The 23,932-nt window shown below is 66.7% G+C and carries 23 protein-coding genes; 10 read left to right on the top strand and 13 right to left on the bottom strand.

Going from position 1 to position 23,932, the window contains the following annotated elements:
- Positions 1-13: 13 nt before the first annotated feature.
- The 5 genes from BN972_RS18020 to BN972_RS18000 are packed head-to-tail and all read right to left on the bottom strand — an operon-like array spanning position 14 to position 4,002.
- Positions 14-889, bottom strand: a complete 876-nt coding sequence (locus BN972_RS18020) for an enoyl-CoA hydratase/isomerase family protein (RefSeq protein ID WP_036360376.1) — start codon at positions 887-889, stop codon at positions 14-16.
- Between the two features lie 15 nt (positions 890-904).
- On the bottom strand, positions 905-1,141 hold the full coding sequence (locus tag BN972_RS18015) for a lipoyl domain-containing protein (protein WP_036360374.1): 237 nt from the start codon (positions 1,139-1,141) through the stop codon (positions 905-907).
- Positions 1,134-2,156: an alpha-ketoacid dehydrogenase subunit beta gene (locus BN972_RS18010; protein WP_036360372.1), complete on the bottom strand. Its 1,023-nt coding sequence runs from the start codon at positions 2,154-2,156 to the stop codon at positions 1,134-1,136. Before BN972_RS18010 ends, BN972_RS18015 begins: the two co-directional genes overlap by 8 nt.
- Positions 2,157-2,161: 5 nt before the next feature.
- Positions 2,162-3,163 carry a thiamine pyrophosphate-dependent dehydrogenase E1 component subunit alpha gene (locus BN972_RS18005; RefSeq protein ID WP_099051153.1) on the bottom strand — a complete coding sequence of 334 codons (1,002 nt, stop codon included), beginning with the start codon at positions 3,161-3,163 and terminating at the stop codon, positions 2,162-2,164.
- Entirely contained in the window at positions 3,160-4,002 is an 843-nt protein-coding gene (locus tag BN972_RS18000) for a mycofactocin-coupled SDR family oxidoreductase (protein WP_036361214.1), read from the bottom strand. The genes BN972_RS18005 and BN972_RS18000 overlap by 4 nt, the downstream gene beginning before the upstream one ends.
- Positions 4,003-4,238: 236 nt before the next feature.
- On the opposite strand from BN972_RS18000, the gene BN972_RS17995 reads away from it, so the two are divergent.
- The 5 genes from BN972_RS17995 (at position 4,239) to BN972_RS17975 (ending at position 10,231) form a co-directional block, all read left to right on the top strand.
- The gene (locus tag BN972_RS17995) at positions 4,239-5,459 is read left to right on the top strand and encodes a CaiB/BaiF CoA transferase family protein (RefSeq protein ID WP_036360370.1); all 1,221 of its coding nucleotides are present in this window, start codon (positions 4,239-4,241) and stop codon (positions 5,457-5,459) included.
- A 104-nt stretch (positions 5,460-5,563) separates the two neighbouring features.
- Entirely contained in the window at positions 5,564-7,075 is a 1,512-nt protein-coding gene (locus BN972_RS17990) for a PE family protein (RefSeq protein WP_036361212.1), read from the top strand.
- A gap of 119 nt (positions 7,076-7,194) precedes the next feature.
- On the top strand, positions 7,195-8,424 hold the full coding sequence (locus BN972_RS17985) for an amino acid deaminase/aldolase (protein WP_036360368.1): 1,230 nt from the start codon (positions 7,195-7,197) through the stop codon (positions 8,422-8,424).
- 25 nt (positions 8,425-8,449) lie between these two features.
- The gene (locus tag BN972_RS17980) at positions 8,450-9,745 is read left to right on the top strand and encodes a D-arabinono-1,4-lactone oxidase (RefSeq protein ID WP_036360366.1); all 1,296 of its coding nucleotides are present in this window, start codon (positions 8,450-8,452) and stop codon (positions 9,743-9,745) included.
- A gap of 204 nt (positions 9,746-9,949) precedes the next feature.
- On the top strand, positions 9,950-10,231 hold the full coding sequence (locus BN972_RS17975) for an ANTAR domain-containing protein (protein WP_036360364.1): 282 nt from the start codon (positions 9,950-9,952) through the stop codon (positions 10,229-10,231).
- A gap of 51 nt (positions 10,232-10,282) precedes the next feature.
- Here BN972_RS17975 and BN972_RS17970 read toward each other — a convergent pair whose 3' ends face one another.
- On the bottom strand, positions 10,283-11,029 hold the full coding sequence (locus BN972_RS17970; protein ID WP_036361205.1) for an IclR family transcriptional regulator: 747 nt from the start codon (positions 11,027-11,029) through the stop codon (positions 10,283-10,285).
- 66 nt (positions 11,030-11,095) lie between these two features.
- Here BN972_RS17970 and BN972_RS17965 point away from each other — a divergent pair, with 66 nt between their 5' ends.
- Positions 11,096-12,436: an FAD-binding oxidoreductase gene (locus tag BN972_RS17965; RefSeq protein WP_036360363.1), complete on the top strand. Its 1,341-nt coding sequence runs from the start codon at positions 11,096-11,098 to the stop codon at positions 12,434-12,436.
- Positions 12,436-13,245 (top strand): DAPG hydrolase family protein, encoded by an 810-nt coding sequence (locus BN972_RS17960; protein ID WP_036360361.1) that lies wholly within the window; start codon positions 12,436-12,438, stop codon positions 13,243-13,245. Before BN972_RS17965 ends, BN972_RS17960 begins: the two co-directional genes overlap by 1 nt.
- A gap of 5 nt (positions 13,246-13,250) precedes the next feature.
- Here the strand turns inward: BN972_RS17960 and BN972_RS17955 are convergent, their stop codons facing one another.
- Positions 13,251-13,808 carry a TetR/AcrR family transcriptional regulator gene (locus tag BN972_RS17955; protein WP_036361203.1) on the bottom strand — a complete coding sequence of 186 codons (558 nt, stop codon included), beginning with the start codon at positions 13,806-13,808 and terminating at the stop codon, positions 13,251-13,253.
- Between the two features lie 194 nt (positions 13,809-14,002).
- On the opposite strand from BN972_RS17955, the gene BN972_RS17950 reads away from it, so the two are divergent.
- On the top strand, positions 14,003-15,217 hold the full coding sequence (locus BN972_RS17950; RefSeq protein WP_036360359.1) for a cytochrome P450: 1,215 nt from the start codon (positions 14,003-14,005) through the stop codon (positions 15,215-15,217).
- A gap of 26 nt (positions 15,218-15,243) precedes the next feature.
- Here the strand turns inward: BN972_RS17950 and BN972_RS17945 are convergent, their stop codons facing one another.
- The gene (locus BN972_RS17945; protein ID WP_036360357.1) at positions 15,244-15,690 is read right to left on the bottom strand and encodes a DUF6941 family protein; all 447 of its coding nucleotides are present in this window, start codon (positions 15,688-15,690) and stop codon (positions 15,244-15,246) included.
- Positions 15,691-15,858: 168 nt separating this feature from the next.
- On the bottom strand, positions 15,859-17,649 hold the full coding sequence (locus BN972_RS17940; protein WP_080696892.1) for a DUF4407 domain-containing protein: 1,791 nt from the start codon (positions 17,647-17,649) through the stop codon (positions 15,859-15,861).
- A gap of 214 nt (positions 17,650-17,863) precedes the next feature.
- Between BN972_RS17940 and BN972_RS17935 the strand changes: the two genes are divergently transcribed.
- Positions 17,864-18,427 carry a hypothetical protein gene (locus BN972_RS17935; protein ID WP_036360355.1) on the top strand — a complete coding sequence of 188 codons (564 nt, stop codon included), beginning with the start codon at positions 17,864-17,866 and terminating at the stop codon, positions 18,425-18,427.
- 10 nt (positions 18,428-18,437) lie between these two features.
- On the opposite strand, the gene BN972_RS17930 is transcribed toward BN972_RS17935, so the two are convergent.
- Positions 18,438-20,165, bottom strand: coding sequence for a molybdopterin-dependent oxidoreductase (locus BN972_RS17930; RefSeq protein WP_036361199.1), 1,728 nt, complete (start codon positions 20,163-20,165; stop codon positions 18,438-18,440).
- Positions 20,166-20,382: 217 nt separating this feature from the next.
- Here BN972_RS17930 and BN972_RS17925 point away from each other — a divergent pair, with 217 nt between their 5' ends.
- Entirely contained in the window at positions 20,383-20,811 is a 429-nt protein-coding gene (locus BN972_RS17925; RefSeq protein ID WP_036360353.1) for a type II toxin-antitoxin system Rv0910 family toxin, read from the top strand.
- Between the two features lie 9 nt (positions 20,812-20,820).
- Here the strand turns inward: BN972_RS17925 and BN972_RS17920 are convergent, their stop codons facing one another.
- The 3 genes from BN972_RS17920 to malQ form a co-directional block, all read right to left on the bottom strand.
- Positions 20,821-21,090, bottom strand: a complete 270-nt coding sequence (locus tag BN972_RS17920) for a hypothetical protein (RefSeq protein WP_036360351.1) — start codon at positions 21,088-21,090, stop codon at positions 20,821-20,823.
- Between the two features lie 117 nt (positions 21,091-21,207).
- Positions 21,208-21,672: a nuclear transport factor 2 family protein gene (locus tag BN972_RS17915; RefSeq protein ID WP_036361192.1), complete on the bottom strand. Its 465-nt coding sequence runs from the start codon at positions 21,670-21,672 to the stop codon at positions 21,208-21,210.
- A 5-nt stretch (positions 21,673-21,677) separates the two neighbouring features.
- Positions 21,678-23,867, bottom strand: a complete 2,190-nt coding sequence (gene malQ / locus BN972_RS17910; protein WP_036360349.1) for a 4-alpha-glucanotransferase — start codon at positions 23,865-23,867, stop codon at positions 21,678-21,680.
- Positions 23,868-23,932: the final 65 nt, after the last annotated feature.

Here is a 23,932-nt window from a genome sequence, read left to right as displayed (position 1 = left end):
AACTCCGGCCGGCCTAGTCGCTGGCGGCACCATCGTTCGATGCGGCCGCCGCGGCCGCCTGACGCCGGGCGTGTTCGGACGGCAAAACCTTGTCCCGGAACACCGTCTGGATCAGCTCTTGTACGTCCTTGCTGATCGAGGCGAGGGCGACCAGGTCATTGGAGCTCTGCCAGTGCACCCGCATGCCCATCAGCTCCCAGGCCCGCTTGAGATTCGCCTTGGTCGCCAAAAGGGTGGTCATGGGCGCCTGAGCGATGTGGCGGGCGATGGCATCGACGCGCGAATCGAGTTGGTCGCGCGGCACGACTTCGTTGACCAAACCGACTTCCAGTGCCTTCTTGGCGTCGATGACCTCGGCCAGGAACAGATAATACGCGGCGCGCCGCCAGTTCATGAAAACCCATGGCTCGATGGAACATTCGCCGGATGGCATGCCGAATCCCTGTAACGGCGGATAGGAGAAGTAGGCGTCCTCGGAGGCGATGACGATATCGGTCGTCAGACCCATGTGCGTGCCGCCGCCCACGCAGTAGCCATGCACCTGCGCGATCGTGGGCTTGGAGAACTCCCACAGGTTCAGCGTCGGCTTGACGAACAGATCCGTCTGCGGCTTCCACGGGTGACCCATTCTCATGGCGCCTTCGACGAAGGCCGGATAGTCGACGGCATTGTTCCCGATCGCATGCCCGGAGCAGAAGCCCTTCCCGTTGGCCTTGAGCACCAGCACCTTGATGTCGTAATCGCGGTCGGCGTCCAGCAGTGCGGCGTCCACCTCCTCGGCCAGTTTCTGGTCCTGGGCGTTGGCCTTCTCCGGCCAGTTCAGCGTCACACGCGCGATCGGGCCTTCCTTCTCGTAGATGATTCTTTCGCGGGTCTCGTTGAGATCCATGGCTCCGCCTTTCCGTTAAGAGGTGATGACGCCGATCTGAGTGCCGATGTCGTAGGTCGTGCCGGTCTGAGCCGTCCACTGCACGGTGCCGGATGCGCCGGCTTCGATTTCCTGCTCCACCTTCTCGGTGGCGATGACGTAGATGGGTGTGCCCTCCTCGACGTACTCGCCGCCGGCCACAAGTAATTCGGTCAACTCCGCTTCCGCGACCGCCACCGATACCCGAGGTATCCGAATGATGAAGTCAGCCACCGGCGCTCACCCGGTCCGCGGCATCCAGGGTGCGCCGCGCGGCGGCCACGACACGCGCCGGCGACGGGAACACCTGAGCCTCCAGCGCCGCCGCAGCAGGGTTGGGCACGAAGCGTGCGCCCACCCGCTGCACGGGTGCGACCAACTCACCGAACAGTTCGGACTGCAGGATCGCCGCGATCTCCGCGCCCGGACCGGCGAACTGCACCGCGTCGTGCACGACCACCGCCCGGCGGGTACGACGGACCGATTCGACAACGGTGTCGACGTCCAGGGGCACCAGCGTGCGCAGGTCGACGACTTCTGCGCTGACATCCTGCTCTTGCAGCGTGGCCGCCGCGGCCAGGGCGTCGTGCACGGCGCGGCCGTAGCTGATGAGTGTGACGTCGGTGCCGGCACGCTTGATGTCGGCTTGCCCCAACGGAATTGCAAATCCGGGGTCGAGCGGGACGAGTCCCTTTCTGCTCTGCAGCCGAATCGTCTCGACGAACAGGCAGGGGTCGGGATCGAAGATCGCCGAGGTCAGTAAACCCTTGCCGTCACGCGGGGTGGACGGCACGATCACCTTCATCCCGGGGATGTGCATGAACCATGCTTCGAGGGACTGTGAGTGGGTGGCACCGGTGGCCAGGCCTGCGTACACCTGGGTACGCACGGTGATCGGCGCGGACGTCCGCCCCGCGGTCATGAAGCGCAGTTTGGCGGCGTTGTTGATCAATTGATCGGCGGCGATCCCGATGAAGTCCATGATCATGATCTCGGCCACCGGCAACAGGCCGTCTATCGCGGCGCCGATGGCTGCGCCGAGAATGCCGGCCTCGGAGATCGGGGTGTCCAGCACGCGGTCGTGCCCGTACTTGGTCGAAAGTCCTGCTGTGGGACCGGATGCGCCGGGATCGGCGATGTCCTCACCGAGCAGGAACACCCGGTCGTCGGCCTCGAGTGCCTGATCCAGCGCGAGGTTCAGCGCCTCGCGCATGGTCATCTCTTTATCCGTCTCTTTTTTCGTCGCCATCGCCCCTACCCCGGGAAATTGATCGGAGTCGCGTACACGTCCCGCTCGAGTTCCTCGACCGATGGTGAACCGGCGTCGAGCACCGAGCGCAGCGCCGCCTCGACGGCTTCCCTCGCATCGGCGTCGATGCGGTCGAGTTCTTCGGCACTGCAGGTACCCTCGTCGGCCAGCTTGGTGCGGAAGCGTGGAACCGGGTCGGCCGCCAGCGCATCGGCGAGCTGATCCTTGGGGATGTAGGGCATCCGGTCACCGAAGTAGTGACCCCGGAAGCGGAACGTGACGCACTCGACGAAGGTCGGCCCGCCGCCGCTGCGCGCGCGCGTCAGCGCCTCCTCGAGTGCGGCCCGGACCGCCAGCGGGTCATTGCCGTCGACGCGGAAGCCGGGCATTCCGTACCCGGCCGCGCGGTCGGCCACGCGCTCGATCTTCATCGTGTCCGAGGTCGGCGTCATCTCGGCGTACAGATTGTTCTGGCACACGAACACCAACGGCAGATCCCACAATGCGGCCATGTTGGCGGCCTCGTGAAAGGAGCCGGTGTTGGTGGCGCCGTCACCGAAGCTGACCACCGTAACCCGGTCCAGCCCTTTACGTTTGCCGGCCATCGCCAGACCGACGGCCACCGGCGGCCCGGCACCGACGATGCCTGTGGACAGCATCACGCCCTTGTCGGGATTGGCGATGTGCATGGTGCCGCCCTTGCCGCGGCCGGCCCCGATGCTGCGGCCCATCATCTCGCCGTAGATCTCCTCGAGCGGCACTCCCTTTCCGATCAGGTCGTGCAACCCCCGGTAGGTCGTCACCAGCTGATCGTCGGGGCGCAGCGACACCCCCATGGCCGCGGCGATGGCCTCCTGGCCGCGCGACGGCCAGTACACGCACATGAACTCCCCGGTGGCGATGCCTTTGGACAGCCGGTCGTCGGCGGTCTTCATCAGCACCATCAGTTCGTAGATACGCCGCTGCCCGTACGAATCCCGCTGCGGTGCAGAGCCGTCGGCTGTCATGATCCCGACCACGGTTTGACCTTGAGGAAGCCACCGGCGTCGACCCGCAGTTGTTGTCCGGTGACGTAGCGGGCGGCGTCGGAAGCCAGGAACAACACGGCCTCACTGATATCTTCGGGTTCCACGTAGGGGATCGGCATCGCCTGCACCAACGGGAAGATCGGCTCGGCGTCCTCGCGGGTCGGATTCGGCAGGTCGGGCCGGAACGCCCGGTACATCGGCGCGCTGTGCAGCATGTCGGTGTTGACATTCGTGGGATGCACGGCGTTCATCCGGATGCAGAACGGTGCCAGCGCGCGGGCGAAGTCGTTGACATAATGCGACGCAGCGATTTTGGCAAACGCATACCCGGCGCCGCCGGGACCGCCGTCGATGCCGGTGGTGTTCATCGACGACATGAACGCGGCGTTGGATCCGATGACGATCACCGACGCGCCCGCTTGCAGATGCTTGAGGCTGCTGTGCACGAGATTGAGCACGCCGACCAGATCCACGTCGACGGCATCGGCGAACGCCTGCGGCGGCAGGCCGGCGGTCAGCGGGCAGATGCCGGCATTGGCAATGACGACGTCCAGACGGCCCAACTCGGCGACCCCGTCATCGAGCGCGGCGGACAGCGCGGCACGGTCACGGACGTCGACGATTGCGGAGAAGACCCGCTGACCCTCCTTCTCCACCAGGCGCACGGTCTCTTCCAGATCTTCGGGCCGCGCCAGCGGATACTCGTTGGTCTCGATGTCGGCACACAGGTCCAGTGCGATGATGTCGGCGCCCTCGGCAGCCAGCAACCGGGCGTGCGATCGACCCTGCCCCCGCGCCGCCCCGCTGATCACCGCCACCTTGCCGGCTACCCGGCCCCCTGGCCGGCTCACGCTGGGCCCTGCCGATTCAGCGAACTATGTTGTGTCACAGGGTTATTAGCAATCGGACCAATGGTCGGCTCCATAGCATCTCTTTCACGACAGCCGCGCCGGACGCCCCCGCGCATGGCTGCAGTCGCGCCATCAATATGGCCTACAGTAGCTAGAATATCTAAAATAGCAAGAAATGACGCGGGCGACCGGAAGGGCGGGCGATGACGGGAATGCTCAGCGGTGTTCGAGTGGTCGAGTTGGCGTCCTGGACATACGTTCCGTCGGCCGGAGTAGCTCTCTCGGATTGGGGCGCCGACGTCATCAAGGTCGAAGGTGTCACCTCGGGAGATCCCGGTCGGGCGTTGGTGGTCGGCGGTTTCACGCGCGACGCGGCGCGTGCGGACGCCGACTTCATTCTGGAGTTGAGTAACCGGGGTAAACGCAGCATCGCCATCGACATCAAGACCGACACCGGTCGGGAGTTATTCGGCCGCCTGCTGGCATCGGCGGACGTGTTCTTGACCAATTGGCTGCCCGGCGCTTTGCAGCGGGCCAGACTGACCGTGGAAGATCTGCGCTCGTTCAACCCGAACATCATCATCGCCCGGGGCACCGGCCTGGGTGTGCGCGGACCGGACCGCGACCGCGGCGGCTTCGACGCCGCCACCTACCTGGCCCGCGGTGGAGTCGCCTACACGCTGACCCCGTTCGGCACCGAGCACCCGGCGGTTCAGGGTCCCGCCTTCGGCGACCTGCAGGGTGGCGCGACCTTGGCCGGCGGGGTGTGTGCCGCGCTGTTTAACCGGGAACGGACCGGCGAGCCCGGCATCGTCGACTCCTCGCTACTGGCTCAGGCGATGTGGGCCATCGCGCCGTCGATTTCGGTTGCCGACTTGTTCAACATCGACGGAATCCCCGGAGCCCCACCCGGATTGACGATCAATCCGCTGGTGGCCAGGTACCAGACCAAGGACGACAGGTGGATTCAGCTCGTCTTCCTGCAACCCGACAAATTCTGGGCCGGCTTCTGCCGGCGCATGGGCCTGGCCGAGCTGGTCGACGACGAGCGGTTCGTGCCTTCGGCCAATCTGATCGCCAACGCCGCGGAGGCAACGGCGATCTTCGCCAAAGCCTTTGCGCGCCATGACCTTGCGCACTGGCGGGAGGTGCTGAAGGACGAGCCGGGAGTGTGGGGTGTCCTCGCGACGCCGAAGGAGACCCTCAACGACCCGCAGGTCGAACCCAACGGATACGTGATCACCAACGTCGATGACAACGGCGAGAAATATCGGACCGTCGCAGCCCCCGTGCAATTCGACGAAACCCCGCCCGGCCCAACGCGTGCGCCCGAGCACGGCCAGCACACCGAGGAGATCCTCCTCGAGCTCGGTGTCGACTGGGATGAAATCGCCCGGGCGAAGGACGTGCAAGCGATTCTGTGAACCGACCCGCACAAATACCGGGTTGGCCGCCGCGACCGGGATACCCTTTGCCCGAAATTGATGCCGCTGGCCCCTGACCGCGCCAGCGAGTGGCAGGAGGCAAAGTGTCGTATCTCATCGCGGCGCCGGAGTTTCTGTCGGCGGCGGCCTCGGACCTGGCCAATCTCGGCTCGTCGCTCTCAGCGGCCAACGTGGCCGCCGCGGCCCCCACCACAGCACTGATCGCGGCCGGCGCAGATGAGGTATCCGCTGCCATCGCAGCGCTGTTCGGTGCGCATGCACAGGCTTACCAGTCGTTGAGCGTCCAGGTGGCGACGTTCCACCGGCAATTCGTTCAAGCCCTTACCGTCGGCGCGGACGGCTATGCGTTGGCTGAGGCCGCCAACGCAACGCCGTTGGCCGCACAGTCTGTGGCAGAAGACCTCCTCGCGCTGATCAACGCGCCCACTCAAGTGCTATTCGGTCGGCCATTGATCGGTAACGGCGCAAACGGCGGCGTCGGACAGAGCGGCGGCGACGGCGGGATCCTGTTCGGCAACGGCGGCAACGGCGGTCCCGGCGGCCCGAATCAGGGCGGTGGCAACGGCGGGAATGCGGGGCTGTTCGGCAACGGAGGAAACGGCGGGCAGGCGGGCAACGCGACCGTGCCCGGAGCCGGTCCGAACGGCGGTGCCGGGGGTAGCGGCGGGTTGCTCTGGGGTAATGGTGGTACCGGCGGCGGCGGTGGAAACGCCTTCGGCGTGCCCGCGGCCGGCCTGGTGGGCTTCTCCGGCGGAAACGGCGGAATCGGCGGCGGGGCCGGATTGCTGTACGGATTCGGTGGAGCGGGCGGCGCGGGAGGCATCGGCGGCAACGGCGCCGCGTTCGGTGCCACCGGCGGCAATGGCGGCCTCGGCGGTCTCGGCGGCGACGGCGGACCCGGTGGTCTGCTCTTCGGCAGCGGGGGTGCTGCCGGCAATGGCGCACTCGGTGGTGACGGCGGCGTCGGCGTCATCACCGGCTACGCGGGATCCGGCGGTTTTGGCGGCACCGGCGGGCAGGCTTCGCTGTTCGGCGTGGGCGGTCAGGGGGGCAACGGCGGCGGCATCGGCACCGGCACCACGGTGGCCGCACCGCCCAGCCTGCAACCAGTTGGCGGTATGGGCGGCGCGGGCGGCCGCGGCGGGGTACTGATCGGGCTGGGTGGCAACGGCGGTAACGGCGGGGCGACCAGCGCCGGCAGTGTGCTGTATGCCAGCGGCGGCAATGGCGGCAACGGCGGCTGGGTGTTCGGCTTCGGCGGCAACGGTGGCAATGGTGGCGCCGGGGCGGGCAGTGTCGCCAACGGGGTGCGGGCGGTAACTCGGCGCTGCTGTTCGGCTTCGGTGGCGCGCACCGCGGGTGCCGGCGGCATCGGCACGGGCGGTAGTGGCGGTTTGGGCGGGCTGCTGTTGGGCAACGGCGGCGCCGGCGGCAACGGCGGGCCCGGTGGCGCGGGGGCCGGTGGGTCCGGCGGCAATGCGCAGCTGATCGGCAATGGCGGCAACGGCGGGGCCGGCACCGGTGGCGCGCCCGGCGGCGCTGGTGGGTCGCGCGGATTGCTGCTTGGCCAAAATGGCGCCACCGGGCCCAGCTGAGCACGAGGGAACAGGGCAAATTGCACAGTGTTCGGTGATCCGGACGGCGAACTGCACAGACTGGTATGCATCCGCGCCGAATGCGCGGCAATCGGGGAATTGTTCAGTAAGGTGACGGCGTGAATGCCGGTCGCGAGTCGGGGCATGTCAGGCTGGATCTGCAGGGCCGGCTGCAGCGTTACGAGCAGGCCTTCGCCGACCTCGATGCACCGTTCGCGTTCTTGGACCTCGACGCGCTGTGGAGCAACGCGACACAGCTGCTTGACCGGGCGGGCGACAAGCCGATCCGGGTCGCGTCGAAATCGTTGCGCTGCAGAGCGATCCAGCGGGAGATCCTCGATTCAAATCGTCGCTTCGACGGACTGATGACCTTCACTCTGGACGAGACACTGTGGCTGGCCGGACACGGCTTCGACAATCTGCTGCTGGCCTACCCGCCGACCGATCGGGCGGCCCTGCGCGAGCTCGGCGAGTTGACGGCCGAGAACCCCGACGGCGCACCGATCGTGATGGTGGACAGCGTCGAGCATCTCGACCTGATCGAGAGCGCCACGGATCAGCCGGTCCGGCTGTGCCTCGACCTGGACGCCGGTTACTGGCCCGCCGGTGGCCGGCTGAAGATCGGGCCGAAGCGTTCGCCGCTGCACACCCCCGAGCAGGCACGCGCACTGGCGGTCGAGATCGCCCGGCGCCCGGCTTTGCAGCTGGTGGCGCTCATGTCCTATGAGGGTCATATCGCCGGTTTCGGTGACCGGGTCGCCGGCAAGCATGCGCAGAACCTCATCGTCGGATGTATGCAGCGCCAGTCGATCGCCGAGTTGCGTGAACGGCGCGCGCGGGCTGTCGAACTCGTGCGCGAGGTGGCGGATCTGCAGATCGTCAACGCCGGCGGCACCGGGGATCTGCAGCTGGTCGCCCAGGAACCGGCGATGACCGAGGCGACCGCCGGCTCGGGGTTTTATGCGCCGACGCTGTTCGACAGCTATTCGTCGTTCACCCTTCAGCCCGCGGCGATTTTCGCGTTGCCGGTATCGCGTCGCCCCGATGCCCAGACGGTGACCGCCCTCGGTGGTGGTTATCTGGCCAGCGGTGTCGGCGCCAAAGACCGGATGCCGACCCCCTATCTGCCGACCGGCTTGAAGCTCAACCCGATGGAGGGCACCGGCGAGGTGCAGACCCCGTTGACCGGCGCGGCCGCCCGGCGGCTGAAGATCGGCGACAAGGTCTACTTCCGTCACACCAAGGCAGGCGAGCTGTGTGAGCGGTTCGATCGCCTGCATTTGGTGCGCGGCGCGGCGATCGTGGGCACCGTGCCTACGTATCGGGGCGAGGGGCGCACCTTCCTGTGATTGCCAACGAACGAAAGCTGGTGCGATGAGCGATAACTGGAACAACTGGGCTGGTGACCAAATCTGCGCGCCGTCGGCCATCAAGCGACCGACGTCGGAGGCCGAACTGGTCGAGATCGTTGCCAAAGCCGCGCAGCGGGGCGAGCGGGTGCGCGCGGTCGGCTCCGGGCACTCGTTCACCGATTGCGCCTGCACCGACGGCGTGATGATCGACATGACGGGCTTGCAGCGGGTTATCGATGTCGACCGGGCCAACGGACTGGCGACTGTCGAAGGTGGGGCCAAGCTGCACACGCTGTTCGCGGAGCTGGCTCGGCACGGGTTCGGCATCGAGAACCAGGGCGATATCGACAAGCAGTCGATCACCGGCGCCACCGCGACCGCCACACACGGTACCGGCGCGCGGTTCAAAAACGTCTCGGCGCAGATTGTTTCGGCGCGACTGGTCACCGCCGCCGGCGACGTGCTGACTGTGTCCGAGGACTCCGACAAGGACGAATACCTGGCCGCCCGGGTCTCCCTCGGTGCGCTGGGGGTGGTCTCCCAGGTCACCTTCAAGGTGGTGCCGCTGTTCACCCTGCACCGCACCGACGAGCTACGTCCCCTGATCACCACGCTCGAGCGCCTCGACGCCGACGTGGACGCGAACGACCATTTCGAGTTCTTCGTCTTCCCGTACGGCGACACGGCGCTGGCGCGCACGACCCGTCGCAGCAACGAAGAACCCCGCCCGGCGCCGGCGTGGAAGAAAAGACTGGGAGAGGAAGTCGAGAACGCCGGCCTGAACGTCATCTGCCGCACCGGCCGGCGATTCCCCCGCGCAGCACCGCAACTGAACCGCCTGATGACCAGCCTGATGTCGCCGTCGACCGTTCAGGATCACGGGTGGAAGGTCTACGCCAGCGCGCGCAACGTCAAGTTCACCGAGATGGAGTACGCGATCCCGCGTCAGCACGCGCGCGAGGCGGTGCAGCGGGTCATCGACCTGGTGCGGCGGCGAAAGCTGCCGATCATGTACCCGCTCGAGGTGCGTTTCAGCGCTCCGGATGACGCGTTCCTGTCGACCGCGCACGCCCGCGACACCTGTTACATCGCGGTGCACCAGTTCATCGGTATGGAATATGAGAACTACTTCCGCGCCGTGGAAGAGATCATGAACGAATATGCGGGACGACCGCATTGGGGCAAACGGCATTACCAAACCGCGGCCACCCTCAAGGATCGCTATCCCGAATGGGGGCGCTTCACCGCGGTGCGCGACCGCCTCGACCCCGACCGGGCTTTCCTCAACGATTACACCCGGCGCGTGCTGGGAGACTGATCGAACGCAATGTCCGGCAGCACGATTCGTCCGGTCTCAACACACTTACAGGTCCATATCGATCCGGGCGGCTCTCTGGCGCAGCGGGGGTGCAGCCACAAATCATGGCACGGTGCGCACAATGCGGCGCACCCCCAGCGAGATGTCTTCACCCGCAAGATGTTTGTTCCGCTGGTGGGCGTATCGGTAGGGGGTAAGAAAGGCATGACTGCAAGCTGGGTCCCTACCCAGATATCCGGCGACCCCAACTCGGGTCGCATTCTCGACACTGCCCGGGGCATCCTGATCGGCCTGCGCCGGTGCCGTTCGGCCACCGCATTCGACGAATTGCACGGCGCTGCACAACGTCACCGGGTTCCGGTGTATGCGATGGCATGGGCACTGGTTCATCTGGCCGGTTCGGGGGAGGAGACCCCCAGTTTCATCGAGGCACAGTCCGCCGCACGTCACGAGTGGGGCGAACTGCTCGCGGAATCAGCCGTTTGATTTGCTGAATCATCGTCGGCCGCGGCAGAGGGAAGTGCCGCGGCCGGCGGTTCAGCGCGTTGTCCACGCCGGCGATTGAGCCGCGGCGCGCAGTGCGGCGACGATTTGCTGCTCTTTCTCCACGAAGCGATCCGTGGGGGCGGGCACCGAGATCGCAATCACGTTGTCCCCGATGGACCGCTGGGCGATGGCCGCCGCGGAGATTCCCGGCGTGTGCTCGTCTCGGTCGAAAGCGATTCCGCTGGAACGGATCTCGCCGATCTCCCGGCGCAGAGAGTCGGCCTCCCGGCTTCCCAGCCGGGACAGCGCGGCGTCGACGTCTTCCTGGTCGAGGACTGCGAGTGCCGCCTTGCCGTTCGCGGTCCCGATGAGAGGGAAGCGGACCCCGACGGCAGAAACCGCTCGCAAACGATGTGAGGACTCGATCTGATCGACGAACCACATTCGCTGACCACGTAGCACCGACAGGTCGACGGTCTCGTCGGTCTCCGCCGCAACCCGCTCAATGGTCGGCCGGAACACCGCGGCGATGTGCGCGCCGGTGCCGCTGCCGAAGCCCAGCAACCGCTCGCCGAGGGAGAAGCGGCCGTTGGAATCCGCGCTCACCAAGCCGACTTCGACCAAGCTGACCAGCAGCCGCCGCACGGTCGACTTGGCCAGCCCCAGGCGCTCGCCCAGATCGACCAGACGCAGCTGTCCGGGCTCGGCGGCGATCTCGTCCAGCGCGGCCGCGGCGCGACGCAGCACCTGGATTCCCTCGTCGCGATTCGTCGGTGATTTCCGTTCCGTTGAGGCCACGTATCCAATATAGTGTTCCGCATCGCGGTCCGAAAGGGACCGCATAATGAATCAAAGGAGGCGTAGATGACTGATCTGCCGGCGGGGCGGCATTTCTTTCGCAGCGACGACGGTTATGAGGAAGTGCGCCGCGGCACGGTGTGGAACCAGCGTGTTCCCGAGCGCTACCCAGAGGTGATCGTTCAAGCCGCCGATACCGACGACGTCGTCGCCGCCCTCCGTTACGCGAAAGCCAACAAGCTCAGCGTGAGCATCCGATCGGGCGGACACAGCTGGGCGGCAAACCATTTGCGCGACGGCGCCCTGTTGCTCGACATGCACCGCATCGATCACGCCCGGATCGACGCCGAGAAAGGCATCGCGGTGGTCGGTCCGGGGAAGGGCGGCAGCATCTTGATGGGCGAGCTCGAGGCGCAGAATCTGTTCTTTCCGGCCGGTCATTGCAAAGGGGTCTGCGTCGGCGGCTACCTGCTGCAGGGCGGGTACGGCTGGAACAGCCGTGTCCAGGGCCTGGCGTGCGAGAACGTCATCGGCCTCGATGTGGTCACCGCCGACGGCGAGCAGATCCACTGCGACGCGGACAATCACCCCGACTTATATTGGGCGGCAAGAGGTTCCGGACCGGGATTCTTTGCGGTGGTCACCTCCTTCTATCTCAAGCTGTATCCGCGGCCGGGAGCCTGCGGCACCAGCGTGTACGTCTACCCGATCGACTATGCCGACGAGATCTACACCTGGGCCCGCAACGTCAGCGCCGAGGTGGACCGCCGCGTGGAGATGCAGATCGTGGCGGGCCGAAGCGTGCCCAGCATGGGCATCGAGACCCCGTCGATCACCTTCGCCTCACCGGCTTTCGCCGACTCCGAGAAGGAAGCCGAGCAGGCCCTGGCAATCTTCGGCACTGTCCCGGTGCTGGACAAGGCACTCGTCTCGGTTCCCTACATGCCTACCGACATGCCCACCTGGTACACCGCCGTGATGAGCAACTACTTGGAGGAGTACCGCTACACCGCCGACAACATGTGGACCTCGGCGTCGGCGGAGGACCTGCTGCCCGGCATCCGCAACATCATCGACACGATCCCGGATCACCCGTCGCACTTCCTGTGGCTCAACTGGGGGCCGTCACCGCAGCGCCCCGATATGGCGTACAGCATCGAAGACGAGGTTTATCTGGCGCTGTACGGGGCGTGGAAAGACCCCGCCGACGATGCCAAGTACGGCGATTGGGCACGGTCGAACATGGCTGCCATGTCCCATCTGGCCACCGGTATCCAACTTGCCGACGAGAACCTCGGCCAGCGCCCGGCGCGGTTCGCCAGCGATGCGGCCATGGCCAAGCTGGACCGGGTTCGCGCCGAATACGACCCCGACGGTCTCTTCAACAGCTGGATGGGAAGGCTCTGATGACCACTGACCTCTACCTCGGTTACCGCGGCGACGACGCAGACACGCCGTGGGGCAAATACTTCAAACCCGAAATGGCGGCGCTGCCAGGGCATGTCGTGGAGGCACTGGAACACGGCACCCAGGCCGAGCAGACGCTGCTGGCCTTCGCCGACGCGGCCCGGGTGGCCGACGAGGGCTACCAGTGGACGGAGAACGGGTTCGGGGTTCTTGCCGATGGCGGCTACCAGGTTTCAGTCCGTACGGACATGCCCGGCGTGACACCGCCGATGTGGTCGTGGTGGTTCGGCTGGCACGGCAGTGACAGCCGTCGCTACAAGTTGTGGCATCCACGCGCCCACCTGTCCGCGGCCTGGAAGGATGGGGATGACGCAGGCCGGAGCGGCGCGCAACGCTACATCGGCCGCTGGTCGATGATCAACGAGTACATCGGCTCCGCAATGCTGAGTGGCGCAATCCAATTCGTCGAACCCGCCACCATGGGACTGCCCCCCGACTCCGACGACGCGATCGCCATCTGTGCGCGGCTGGGCTCCGGCGACGCGCCCGTGGATGTCGGTTGGTTCATCCATCACGTCCGTTCGACGCCGAGCGGGTCGGAGATGCGGTCACGGTTCTGGATGGGCGGCTCGCACATTGCGGTTCGAAAAGCGCCCGGCGTGGCATCGAAGGCGGTGCGTCCGATCGCAGCCCGGATGCTGGGCAACGCGGAGTCCAGCGCCCGGAATCTGTTGGTGCACTGCGCGCAGGAGATGAACCACCTGGCCGGCTTCCTGCCGGAGCTGTACGAGAAGTTCGGCAACGAGTAGTCAGCTCAACGGCTTTCGGCGAACGCCGGAGCGACGAACCGTTGGACGAGGTCTCGTTCCATCAGCTCGTTCTCGACCGGCCAATACAGCAGGGCAAGCACGACGCGCACCACCCACTGGGCTGCGCGCTGGTCGTCGGCGGCCAATCCGGCGAGTTCACCGGCGAAGCGGCTCAGTAACGGCGATGCGGTGAGCGCCGACACGGCATCGGCGCCGCGCCCCGAACCGATCAGCAGCCGGCTCAACGGATCGGCCCGAATACGCTTGAGCGCCAGGGTGATCGCCGTGACCACCCGGTCCGGGCCGGTCAGTGCGCCGACTGCCGAACGAACCGTCTCGATGATGTCGGCGGCCGCCCGGGTCAGCACAGCGTCACGAATCTCGGCCTTGCCGCCCGCGTAGCGGTAAACCGTGGCCCGTGAGCAGTGCACCTGTGCCGCCAACCGGTCGACGTCCAGCGCCTCCAGGCCCTCGCGTGCCACCAGGTCGACGGCCGCGTCGTAGATGCGTTCTGCGGCGCGAGCACGGCGATCACCGCCGACCAGCCAATCGCCCTTGCTCATCCGCACCATCGAGATCCGAGTAGCATCAATTCTCACAACTGAGACGAAGTAGTGAAGGTATCTCAGCATAACCGCACGTCCCGCCGATCGGATGAGAAATCAGTCGGCTCACCTTCCGGGCGCAGCGTATCGACTTTGCATGGACTTTTGCCTGACCCGTTGACCTGCGGATTTCCGGCACTCAACCTTGAGCCATGACCGTCCTTCACGACCCCGTCGAGTTGTTCGACGACGGGTCCATCCAGGACCCCTATCCGCTCTACGAGCGCATGCGCGGCAGGGGACCGGTGCACCGGATCGGCGAGTCCGGGTTCTACGCCGTTTGCGGCTGGGACACCGTCACTGAGGCGATCTCGCGGACAGAGGACTTCTCCTCAAACCTGACCGCGACGATGCTTTACACCCCGCAGGGCACCGTCGTGCCCTTCGAGATGGATGGGCTCGGCGGACCGACCCACGTGCTGGCCACCGCCGACGATCCCGGCCACGCCCTGCACCGCAAGCTGCTGGTGCGTTATCTGGCCGCTAAGCGCGTCGCAGCCTTGGAACGCTTCGTGACCCAGACCGCCGAACGGTTATGGCAGGACGCGCTGAGCGACGGGCGCATCGAGTGGATGGGCGCCGTCGCCAACCGGCTGCCCATGATGGTGGTGGCGGAGCTGATCGGCCTGCCCGAGGCGGACGTGGACCAGTTGGTGCGTTGGGGGTACGCGGCGACCCAACTGCTCGAAGGACTGGCGGAGCCAGAACAGCTTGCCGCTGCGGGAGTTTCGGTGATGGAGCTCAGCAAATACATCAGCGACCAGTTCGCCCGGGCAGCCAGCGACCCGCAGGACAACCTGCTCGGCGAGTTGGCAAGCGCTTGCGCCGCCGGTGAACTGGACACCGTCACCGCGCAGGTCATGATGATCACGTTGTTCGCCGCCGGGGGCGAATCCACTGCGTCGCTACTCGGCAGTGCCGCCGCGATCCTGGCCGACCGGGCCGACATCGCCGACCGGCTGCGCCAGCAACCGGCGTTACTCGGGGCATTCATCGAAGAGACGCTGCGCTTCGAACCACCGTTCCGCGGCCACTACCGACACGTCCTGCGCGACACCACTCTGGCGGGCATGAACCTCGCCGCCGGCTCACGACTGGTGCTGCTATGGGGGGCGGCCAATCGGGATCCGGACCGCTTCAAGGCACCCGGTCAGTTCCAGCTCGACCGCGCCGAAGGCAGGAATCACCTGAGTTTCGGTAGGGGAGCGCATTTTTGCGTGGGTGCGGCGCTGGCCCGGCTGGAGGCACGCATCGTGTTGCGGCTGTTGCTGGACCGCAGCTCGTCGATCCGGGCGGTCGACGTGGGTCGCTGGGTGCCCAGCATCCTGGTGCGGCGCCTGGAACGCCTCGAACTAAGCGTCTCCTGAGCCGAAAGCCGTTGCAGCGCCGGTCATCAGACCGGAGTGGGCGGCAGAGCACCCATCGACACGATGAAGGCCTCGACAGCGGTGGCCTGTTCGAAACCTTCCACCTCGACTCGCCACTCGTAGATCCCGGGTTCGAGCGGGATGCCGCCGGGGATGTTGAGGGTCAGGGGCATCCGGACCGCGGTGCCGTGGATGGCGCCCGGGAGGCGGCCCGCCTCCGCCGCCGCTTCGAACAGGATGCGCTGCGGACCCTGCGGCCCCGGCACCGTCACCGATTGGCCGTCGGTATCGAGCAACTGGCAGGTGAGCTTGTGCTGCTTATTCGTCTCGTCCCAATCGATGTCCAAGAACATCACCAAAGCGAAAGGCGGCGTGGGTGTTTGACACTGGCGCCAGCCGAGGCCCAGGGTGTGTACCTTGCCGGACTGCGCATCGGCCTGGGCGGCGTCCGCGAGGAAAAGGCTGACTTTCATGCGGCGGTCAGCGTATCGGTCGACACTGCCGGTCTCACCGTGAGTTGGTGCCCTACGACTGCTGCCGTCACGAGATCCACGTCCTGTTCCGTATGCGATTGCGAGTCGCCGCCGACCTCGACTCTTGGACCGAGTCTGACCCTGTCGGCCCGATAATACTGCTCCGCGTTATCGGCCAGGAGGCAGCTCACGCGGCCCCTCGGGCGGCCGCAGCTCGCGCGGTCCCTCCCGGCCCGCCAGCTCGCGCCGGTCGTCGTGCTGGGACCCGACCGACAGGCCGGCCAGATCCTGCGGCGGCACGTGACCCAGCGACTGCTGTTGCGGGTAGTCGCCGACCTGCCGGTAGTCCGCCGGGTGATGCGGTTGCGCGGCATGCCCCCGTGCCGAGTCGATGCGATGGGCGCCGACAGACGTGGCAGCTTCCTCGTGCACCGGTTGCGCGGCCTGTTGTCGACTGCCGCCGTCCGAGCTCTCCGAACCCACCGTCACCTTGCGGGTGCGCTTGAGCGAGAACGCGATCTCCTCGACTTCCTCGAAAACCTGCCGCGCGCTGCGCCATGGCTGAGTCGTGTTATCGATGACGCGCGCGACGAAGGGCGGTACGAGCGGGCGGATCCACCGGGCCGCTGCTTTGGTGGCGTCCGGAATCGACGGGATCATCGGGGCGCGTTCCTCACTCTGCTGGGGTTCCTCGTAGTGCTCGACGGCCGCGGCGGCCGGCTCGGCGGGAGCCGGCAGGTGCCGGGGAGCCTCGGTGGCGGAACTCCTATCCCGCTCTGCGGCAGGCAATTCGGCGACGGCGCGGCTGGCCGCCTCGGCTTCGGCGGCGATCGGCAAGTACATGTCTTCCTCCTCGGGCTGGACGGCCGGCTCCAGCGCCGGCTCGAAGCTGCGCTCCGACGCGGCGCGCACCGGCGCGTCGAGGGCCTCGACCACTCGACGGCGTTGCTGCTCCCGGTCGATCTCGGCCTGGGCTTCGATGGCAAGGCGGGTCTGGGTGAGTTGATGCTCGGCCCACATGATTTCGGCGGCCCGGCGGACCTCGGCCCGCTTGATCGCGATCGCGGTATCGGCTTCCAGTTCGGCACGTTCGCGGTCGGCACGAGCCGTCTCGTGCCGATCGTGTGTGGTCTCACCCCGCCACCTGCGCAGAATCAACGGCAGCAGATACAGCAGCGCGAAGAACGCGACCGTCATGACCCGCAACATCAGCGCACCCGGGGTGGCGAGCGTGATTCCGTTCATCGCGACCCACCTCGCGCCCAGGCCGTGTCCGGCATCGGCGACGGCGGCGTGTTGCGCGGTGGCCAGCGCCCGCTCGTCGCGTGACACCGCGGCGTCCAGTTCGGGCGCCTGTCGGTCGCGGGCGACGAGCGCGTTGCCCAGCTCCCGCTGCGCGTCGGCGAGCAACTCGTTCGCCGTCCGGGTCTCCGGCCCGCGGCCTGGAACACCGGTGATGCGGGTCTGCGGACACGCGGGCGACGGGTTGTATTCGCAACGCGCCACCACCAGGGCGGCGTCTAACTGCGCGCGCGCCTGCTCTACCGAGTTGTCCAGCGCTGTGCGGGCCGCCTTGGACTGGCGCAGGGCGATGTCGGCCTGGGCGACCGCCGGTCCCGGTTCACGCAGGGCGCGTTCGCCGAGCCGGTGGTTGATCGCCCCGGAGAATATGACCAGGGCCGCGAGCTCGCCCACCAGCACACCGACGGCAACGGCGACAGCAGCGCGCCCCGCGGTGCCACCCGGTCCCGAACCGGGGCCAGCCGCGATTCCGCGGGTAACCGCACCGACCAGCAGACCGAAAACCAGCGTCAGCCCGATGACTGCCCAGATCGGCACGGTTGCCCCGACCGACGAGTTGACGGCCAGGGCGGCTACCAGCCAGGCCAGCACGGCCCCCAGCACCACCACCGCAGGCGAGATCATCGAGCGCCGCTCCAGTGTTTCGTGCGCGCGCATGAGAGTGAATCACCTCCAATTGCCTTCCAGCGTGGCAGGCCGCCGCCCGACACACCGAATCCAGGCGACCGCTTGTGGCGTTGTTCACAAAGTCGTCGGCGCCCGTTCTGACCCCGTTTGGACCCCGATCCCAGCCACCATTGTGGGCCTCTCTTGCCGCGACGCGAGCGGATCAGCGACCGTTAGCGCGGGCGGCATGAGACGGTATGACTCTATGGAAAATTACGACTTCCTCAGCTACGAAGAGTTCGGCCGCCGATTTTTCGAAGTTGCCGTCACGCCGGACCGGGTCGCCGCGGCGTTGGCTGACATCGCCGGCAGCGAATTCGCTATGGAACCGATCGCACAGGGGCCCGGTGGCATCGCCAAGGTCAGCGCGAAGGTCAAGATTCAGGAGCCGCGGGTGACCCGCAAGCTCGGTGACCTGATCACTTTCGTCATCCACATTCCGCTGTCCATCGACTTGCTGCTGGACCTGCGGCTCGACAAGCAGAGATTCCTGGTCTCCGGTGACATCGCGCTGCGGGCGACCGCACGCGCGGCCGAGCCGCTGCTCCTGATCGTCGATGTCTCCAAGCCACGGCCCTCCGACATCACCGTCAACGTGTCCTCGAAGTCCATTCGCGGCGAAGTATTGCGCATTCTGGCCGGCGTGGACGGGGAGATCCGGCGGTTCATCGCCCAGTACGTCAAGGAAGAGATCGACTCGCCCCAATCGCAGGCCGCTCAGGTCATCGACATAGCCACCCAGGTCGACAGCGCCTGGCCCGGGGGCTGACCAGCCGGCACTAGATCGTCTGATGCCGTCCGAAAAACTTGTGGTCTTCGCTGTACCCTCCGTAGCCGCTGCCGATTTCTTTGTAATGCGCCACGAACTCGATGCCCTTGATCCACTTCACCTGCTTGAAGCCGTGCTGTAATTCGTTGCGCAGCCGCAGCGGTTTGCCGTGCAGATAGGGCAGTGGCTCACCGTTCATGTCGTAAGCAAGCATGCTCATGTGGTGCGTCATTTGCTCGATCGGGTGCGCGTTGTAATAAATTCCGCCCGTTGCGCCCAGTCCCATCGAATAAAAAACCACCCACTTTGCCTCGGGTAATGGTTTGACGATGTCCATGATCGTCTGCATCGACACACCACCCCACTTGGCGACGCCCGACCAGGCCTGAATGCAGAAGTGCTGGGTGATCTGGTCGTGATAGGGCAGTGCCCGCAAATCTTCCAGCGAGAACGCCGTCGGGTTCTCCACCAGGCCGTAGACCCGCAGCCGCCAGTCCACGAAGTCGTTCTTCTCCAGCTCTTTGTATTCGACGGTCTCGGGGAGACGGCCGTTGCGCCAGTGGTAGGGCGAGATGTCCTTCTCGGTGAAGGCGCCGGGCTTGGGGTTGAGGCGTTCCAGGGCCCGCTGGAAGGGACCGACCAGCGCGTAACCCACCCGCTGCACCACCCGCGGATGCTTGATCGTGAACGGGGTCGCGGCCACCCAGCCGACGGCCACGATCACCATTGCGACGCAAAACACGCCGAATCCGACCCAACTGTTGTCGTCGCGCGCGGCGAACATGTGGTTCAGGTTGCGCAGGGCGTCGGTGGCAAAAACCATCGTGACGTGGGTGAGGATGAAGAACAGGAAGTACACCAGCACCAGAAAGTGCAGCGATCGCGCGTGCTGGATGCTCAACCGCTTGCTCAGCCAGTGAACCCGTTGCGACAGCGCCGGTGACATGCCGAGCCCGGTAATGATGGCGGCCGGCGCGGCGAGGAACACAGTGGTGAAGTACGCCAGCAACTGCATGTCGTTGTAGGCGACCCAGCCGTTGTCCGTCGGCCAGTTCAGCGACAGGTACTGAATAGCTACCGACGCGGCGTTGGGGAGGACGTCCCAGCTCGTCGGGACCAGATGCCGCCACTGCCCGGTGGCGAACAGCAGGACGTAGAACACCGCGCCGTTGACCATCCACAGCACGTCGACGCCGAGATGCCACCAGCGGGCCAGCCCGATCGAGTGACGGAATCCGGGCAGGCCGAACTGCGGCGGCAGGGCGACGGTGTCGGCGTTGGCGGTCCACAGCGGATCGTCGGGAACCGGTGGCCCAACGCGCAGCCACTCATCCTTGCCTGGAGTGGCGTTGCGGCTGAAGTACAGGCGCGGATGGTCGCACAGGATCTGAATCCCGGAACGGATGATGAACGTCATCATGAACAGGTTGAAGAAGTGTGTCCAGCCGATCCACGCGGGCCGCCCCGGGGGGCTGCTGGAGTGCGGATCGACGCCGGGATAGCGCTCGATGAATGACTGCACGGCGGGCATGTGGTGCAGGCCTTTGCCGATCGCCACACCGGCAACCAAGAGCGCGAAGCCGATCGGGATCAGCCAGAGCAGGTTGAACCACTTGTCGCGGCCCACGCGCAGTCGCGGCGCGGTGGCACGCCGGGTCAGATCGAAACCGCCGCCATACGCCTCGACGTCGACAACGTCCTCGGCGGTATGCACCTCGCTGGCGTAGTCCACTCCCAGCTGCCGATCGAGCGTATCGACCTGGTCGGTACTGGTTGCCAGGCCCTTGTCACTGGTTCTGCTCACGCTGAGCAAATTTACACTATGGCGACTGTATAAATAAGAAACTGTGACAGACAGACCTGATTACAAACGTCGAGGTGTTTACCGGACCGCTGCGGCCGGGTATGTAACTGCGACTCTGGATCGACCTGGATCCCCGCGGGAGGAGCAGAACTTGGCACGGGTTGACGTCTCGACGACATCGGAAGTCTCGCCGGAAGCCGCGTGGAAGCTCGCGTCCGACCTGAGCCGATTCGACGAGTGGATGACGATCTTCGCCGGCTGGCGCGGTGAGGTCCCGTCGACCATCGAGAAGGGCACCTGTGTCTCGTCGTGCATCAGGGTCAAGGGTTTCCGCAACGTCGTGCACTGGGAAGTGACGAAGTACGACGAGCCCAACGCGATCGAGTTGAAGGGCCGCGGCCGCGGCGGCATCCGGCTGACCGTGGCCATGTCGGTCAAGGACAAGAGTCCGGGCTCGGATTTTCATCTCACCGCCGACCTTTCCGGCGGCGTGCTGAGCGGTCCGGTCGGCCGGCTGGTGGCCCGGGTGTTGCGCTCCGACGTCGAGAAGTCGGTGAAGAACCTCGCCGAACTGCGCTGACCCGAGTCGTCAGCGCCGGTCTTGGTAGCGGCCCCAGCAGCGCAGGTCCCGCTCGACTTGGCGAACGCGCCTACGTTCCTCCGCGAGCCAGGCCAGACCACCACCGAACACCAGCATCCCGATGGACGCCGCGGCTATCCCGGCCCCGGCATGGCCCAGCGCGAATGTCACGGCGGATACCACGAACGCCAGGACGGCACCAGCGATGACAACCAGGCCGGGGGTGCGTTCGGCCTTGGTTTCAAATTCTGCGAGTTCGTGCGTCGGTTCGTTCGTCAAGAAACGTCTCCTCTGCTGCATTCACGTGCAGTCGACCGTCCCGATCGGCCGGTTTGGAGCCCTCCACTCAACTACCCGAATCACGTTCTGAACAAACAGGTTCGGCGCTCACGGCAACTATTCGTGACCCCGCAGCCGGCGTACCGGGCGGGTCTCGATGGCGTTGATGGTCAGCGTTCGCCGGCTGATGCGCCAACCCGCGTCGGTGTGTTCGTACTCGTCGTCATAACGCAGATGCCAGACCGCGTCGACCACGTCTTCGGCACGCTGACTCCAATGGTGCGCAACGCAAGTGATGCGGCCGCGGGCCAACCCGGGCCGCTCCGCCATGTCATACACCTCGCCGACGATGGCATGCTCGGTGCGCGTGACCTGGCCGACCGCGGCCACGGCCGCGGCGATCGCCGCCCGGCCGTGGTGGGTGTGCACCGCCTGCAGCGCGGTCGGCGGGTCGGGTACCGCCAACTCGGCTTCCTCGGTGAAAAATGTTGCTACCAAATCGAATTGGTGGTCATCGACACCGGCCGCATACCGGTGCACCAGATCGCTGAGTGCCGCCCGGTCCGCGGCGGAAACCTGAATGCGGCTCACGCGGGCTCGGGTGTGATCGCGGCCCGCACCGCGTCCAGCAGAGTTGCGGCACGCGGATCGGTGAAGACGTCTTCAAGGAACATCGGCTGTCCGTCCGGGCCGGCCAGCGGCACCCGCCAGTTCGGGTACTCGTCGGTGGTGCCGGGCTGGTTCTGGGTGCGCCGGTCGCCCACCGCGTCGGTCAGTGCCACGCCCAGCAGCCGCGACGGCGTGCGGCCCAGATAGCGGTGCAGCGCCAGGATCACCCGCTCGGGGTCCTCGGCGTCCCTCGGGTCCTCGGGGCCGTCGTCGAGCAGCCCGACCCGCCGCAGCTCGGCCAGCCAGCCCTCGCGTTCGGCCGCCGCGGACCGCAGCTCGTCCTCGACCGGGCGGGCCAGCAACCCCAAGGATTCCCGCAGCCGCACATGTTCGCCCGCGAGGTAACCCGCCGTCGGCGGCAGGTCGTGGGTGGTGACCGAAGACAGGCAGTACTCCCGCCACCGCTCCGCGGGCAGCGGCGCCATCGCACCGGCCGAACCCGAGTCCCGGTCCTGTTCGAACCACAGGATCGAGGTGCCCAGCAGTCCGCGGAGAAGTAAGTAGTCGCGCACCCAGGGTTCGACGGTGCCCAGGTCCTCGCCTACCACCACCGCGCCGGCCCGATGTGCTTCCAGCGCAACGATGCCGATCATCGCCTCGTGGTCGTAGCGGACGTAGGTGCCTTCGGTCGGTGGGGCGCCGCTGGGAATCCACCACAGCCGGAACAACCCGATGATGTGGTCGATGCGGACCCCGCCGGAGTGCCGCAGCACGGCGCGAATCAGAGCCCGGAACGGCCGGTACTCCAGTTCGTTCAGCCGGTCCGGCCGCCACGGCGGCTGGGACCAGTCCTGGCCGAGCTGGTTGAACTCGTCGGGGGGCGCCCCTGCGGTCACCCCAAGCGCGAGCACGTCCTGCAGCGCCCACGCGTCCGCGCCATTCGGATGCACGCCGACGGCCAGGTCGTGCATGATGCCGAGCGTCATCCCGGCGCGGGTGGCCTGCGATTGTGCGGCGGCGAGCTGCTCGTCCAGTTGCCACTGCATCCACCGGTGAAAGTCCACCGCGTTGGCGTTCTTGGCGACGAACTCCGCGACACCGGGGGCGTAGGGGTGCCGCAACGATTTCGGCCATCGTCGCCAATTGGCGCCGTGCTTCTCGGCCAATGCGCACCAGGTCGCGAAGTCATCCAGGGCGTGTCCCTCCCGTGCGCGGTAGGCCGCGTAGGCCAACTCGCGGCCCGCCGAGCGTGGTTGGCGGTGAATCATCTTCAGCGCCGCGCGTTTCGCGGCCCAGGCGCTGTCGCGGTCGATGCTGTCGCGGTGGGCGGCACGGTGTTGGACCTCGTCACGCAGCTGGCGCACCCGGCCGCGTTTGGGCAGCTCGGCGAACTCGGGAATGGCTTCCACGCGCAGGTAGAGCGGATTGGCGAATCGCCTCGAAGTGGGTAGGTACGGTGACGGCTCCATCGGTTTCAGCGGCTCTTGGCTGCCCGAGGGAGCGGCCGCATGCAGCGGGTTGACCAATACGTAGTCGGCCCCGTGCGCGGTGGCCGACCAGAGCGCAAGGTCCGCGAGGTCGACCAGGTCGCCCACGCCCCAGGAGTGCTGGGACCGCACGCTGTACAGCTGGGTCGCCAGACCCCAGGCGCGCCGGGTGGCCAGTTTCTCGGGCAGGCCCAGCCAATCCGGCGTCACGATGAGTGCGGTGCTGCTCTGGTAGTCGCCGGAGCGCAGGTGGACGCGGTGATAGCCGAGCGGCAGGTCCGTCGGTAACACGAAGCTGGCCTCGCCCACCCAACGACCGTCCAGGTCGAAGGGCGGGGTGAAGTTGTCGACTTGTTCCACACCGCCGCGTTCGGTCCCGTCCTCGAGCTGCAGCCACACCTCGGCCGGGTCGCCGTGGGTGACATGCACCCAGAAACGCGTCTGCCCGCCGGCACGTCCCACGATGGTGGGCGGCAGTGGTCGCGCCCAATGCGCGCGGAGGTCGGCGATCAGTGCGGCGTTGCGGTCCTGTTCGGAGCTTGCCCGGACACCGAGCGCGCCCAGCACGGCCACCAGGGTGGACTCGGCGACCACCACGTGCCGGCCGCTCCAGTCTTGGTAGCTGGTCGCGACGCCGAACCGCCGGGCGAGCTCGACAAGCGATGGCGCAAGCTCAGTCATGCCGCTCATCTTCCGTGCCATGCGGCCCCGCAGCTCAGTGGGGTCTCAGCGGGCGTCTGCGTGAG

It is taken from the genome of Mycobacterium asiaticum DSM 44297 (genome assembly GCF_000613245.1).
Taxonomy (GTDB): domain Bacteria; phylum Actinomycetota; class Actinomycetes; order Mycobacteriales; family Mycobacteriaceae; genus Mycobacterium; species Mycobacterium asiaticum.
Note: the sequence above shows the minus strand (reverse complement) of the source record. Positions and strands in the feature narration are given on the sequence as shown.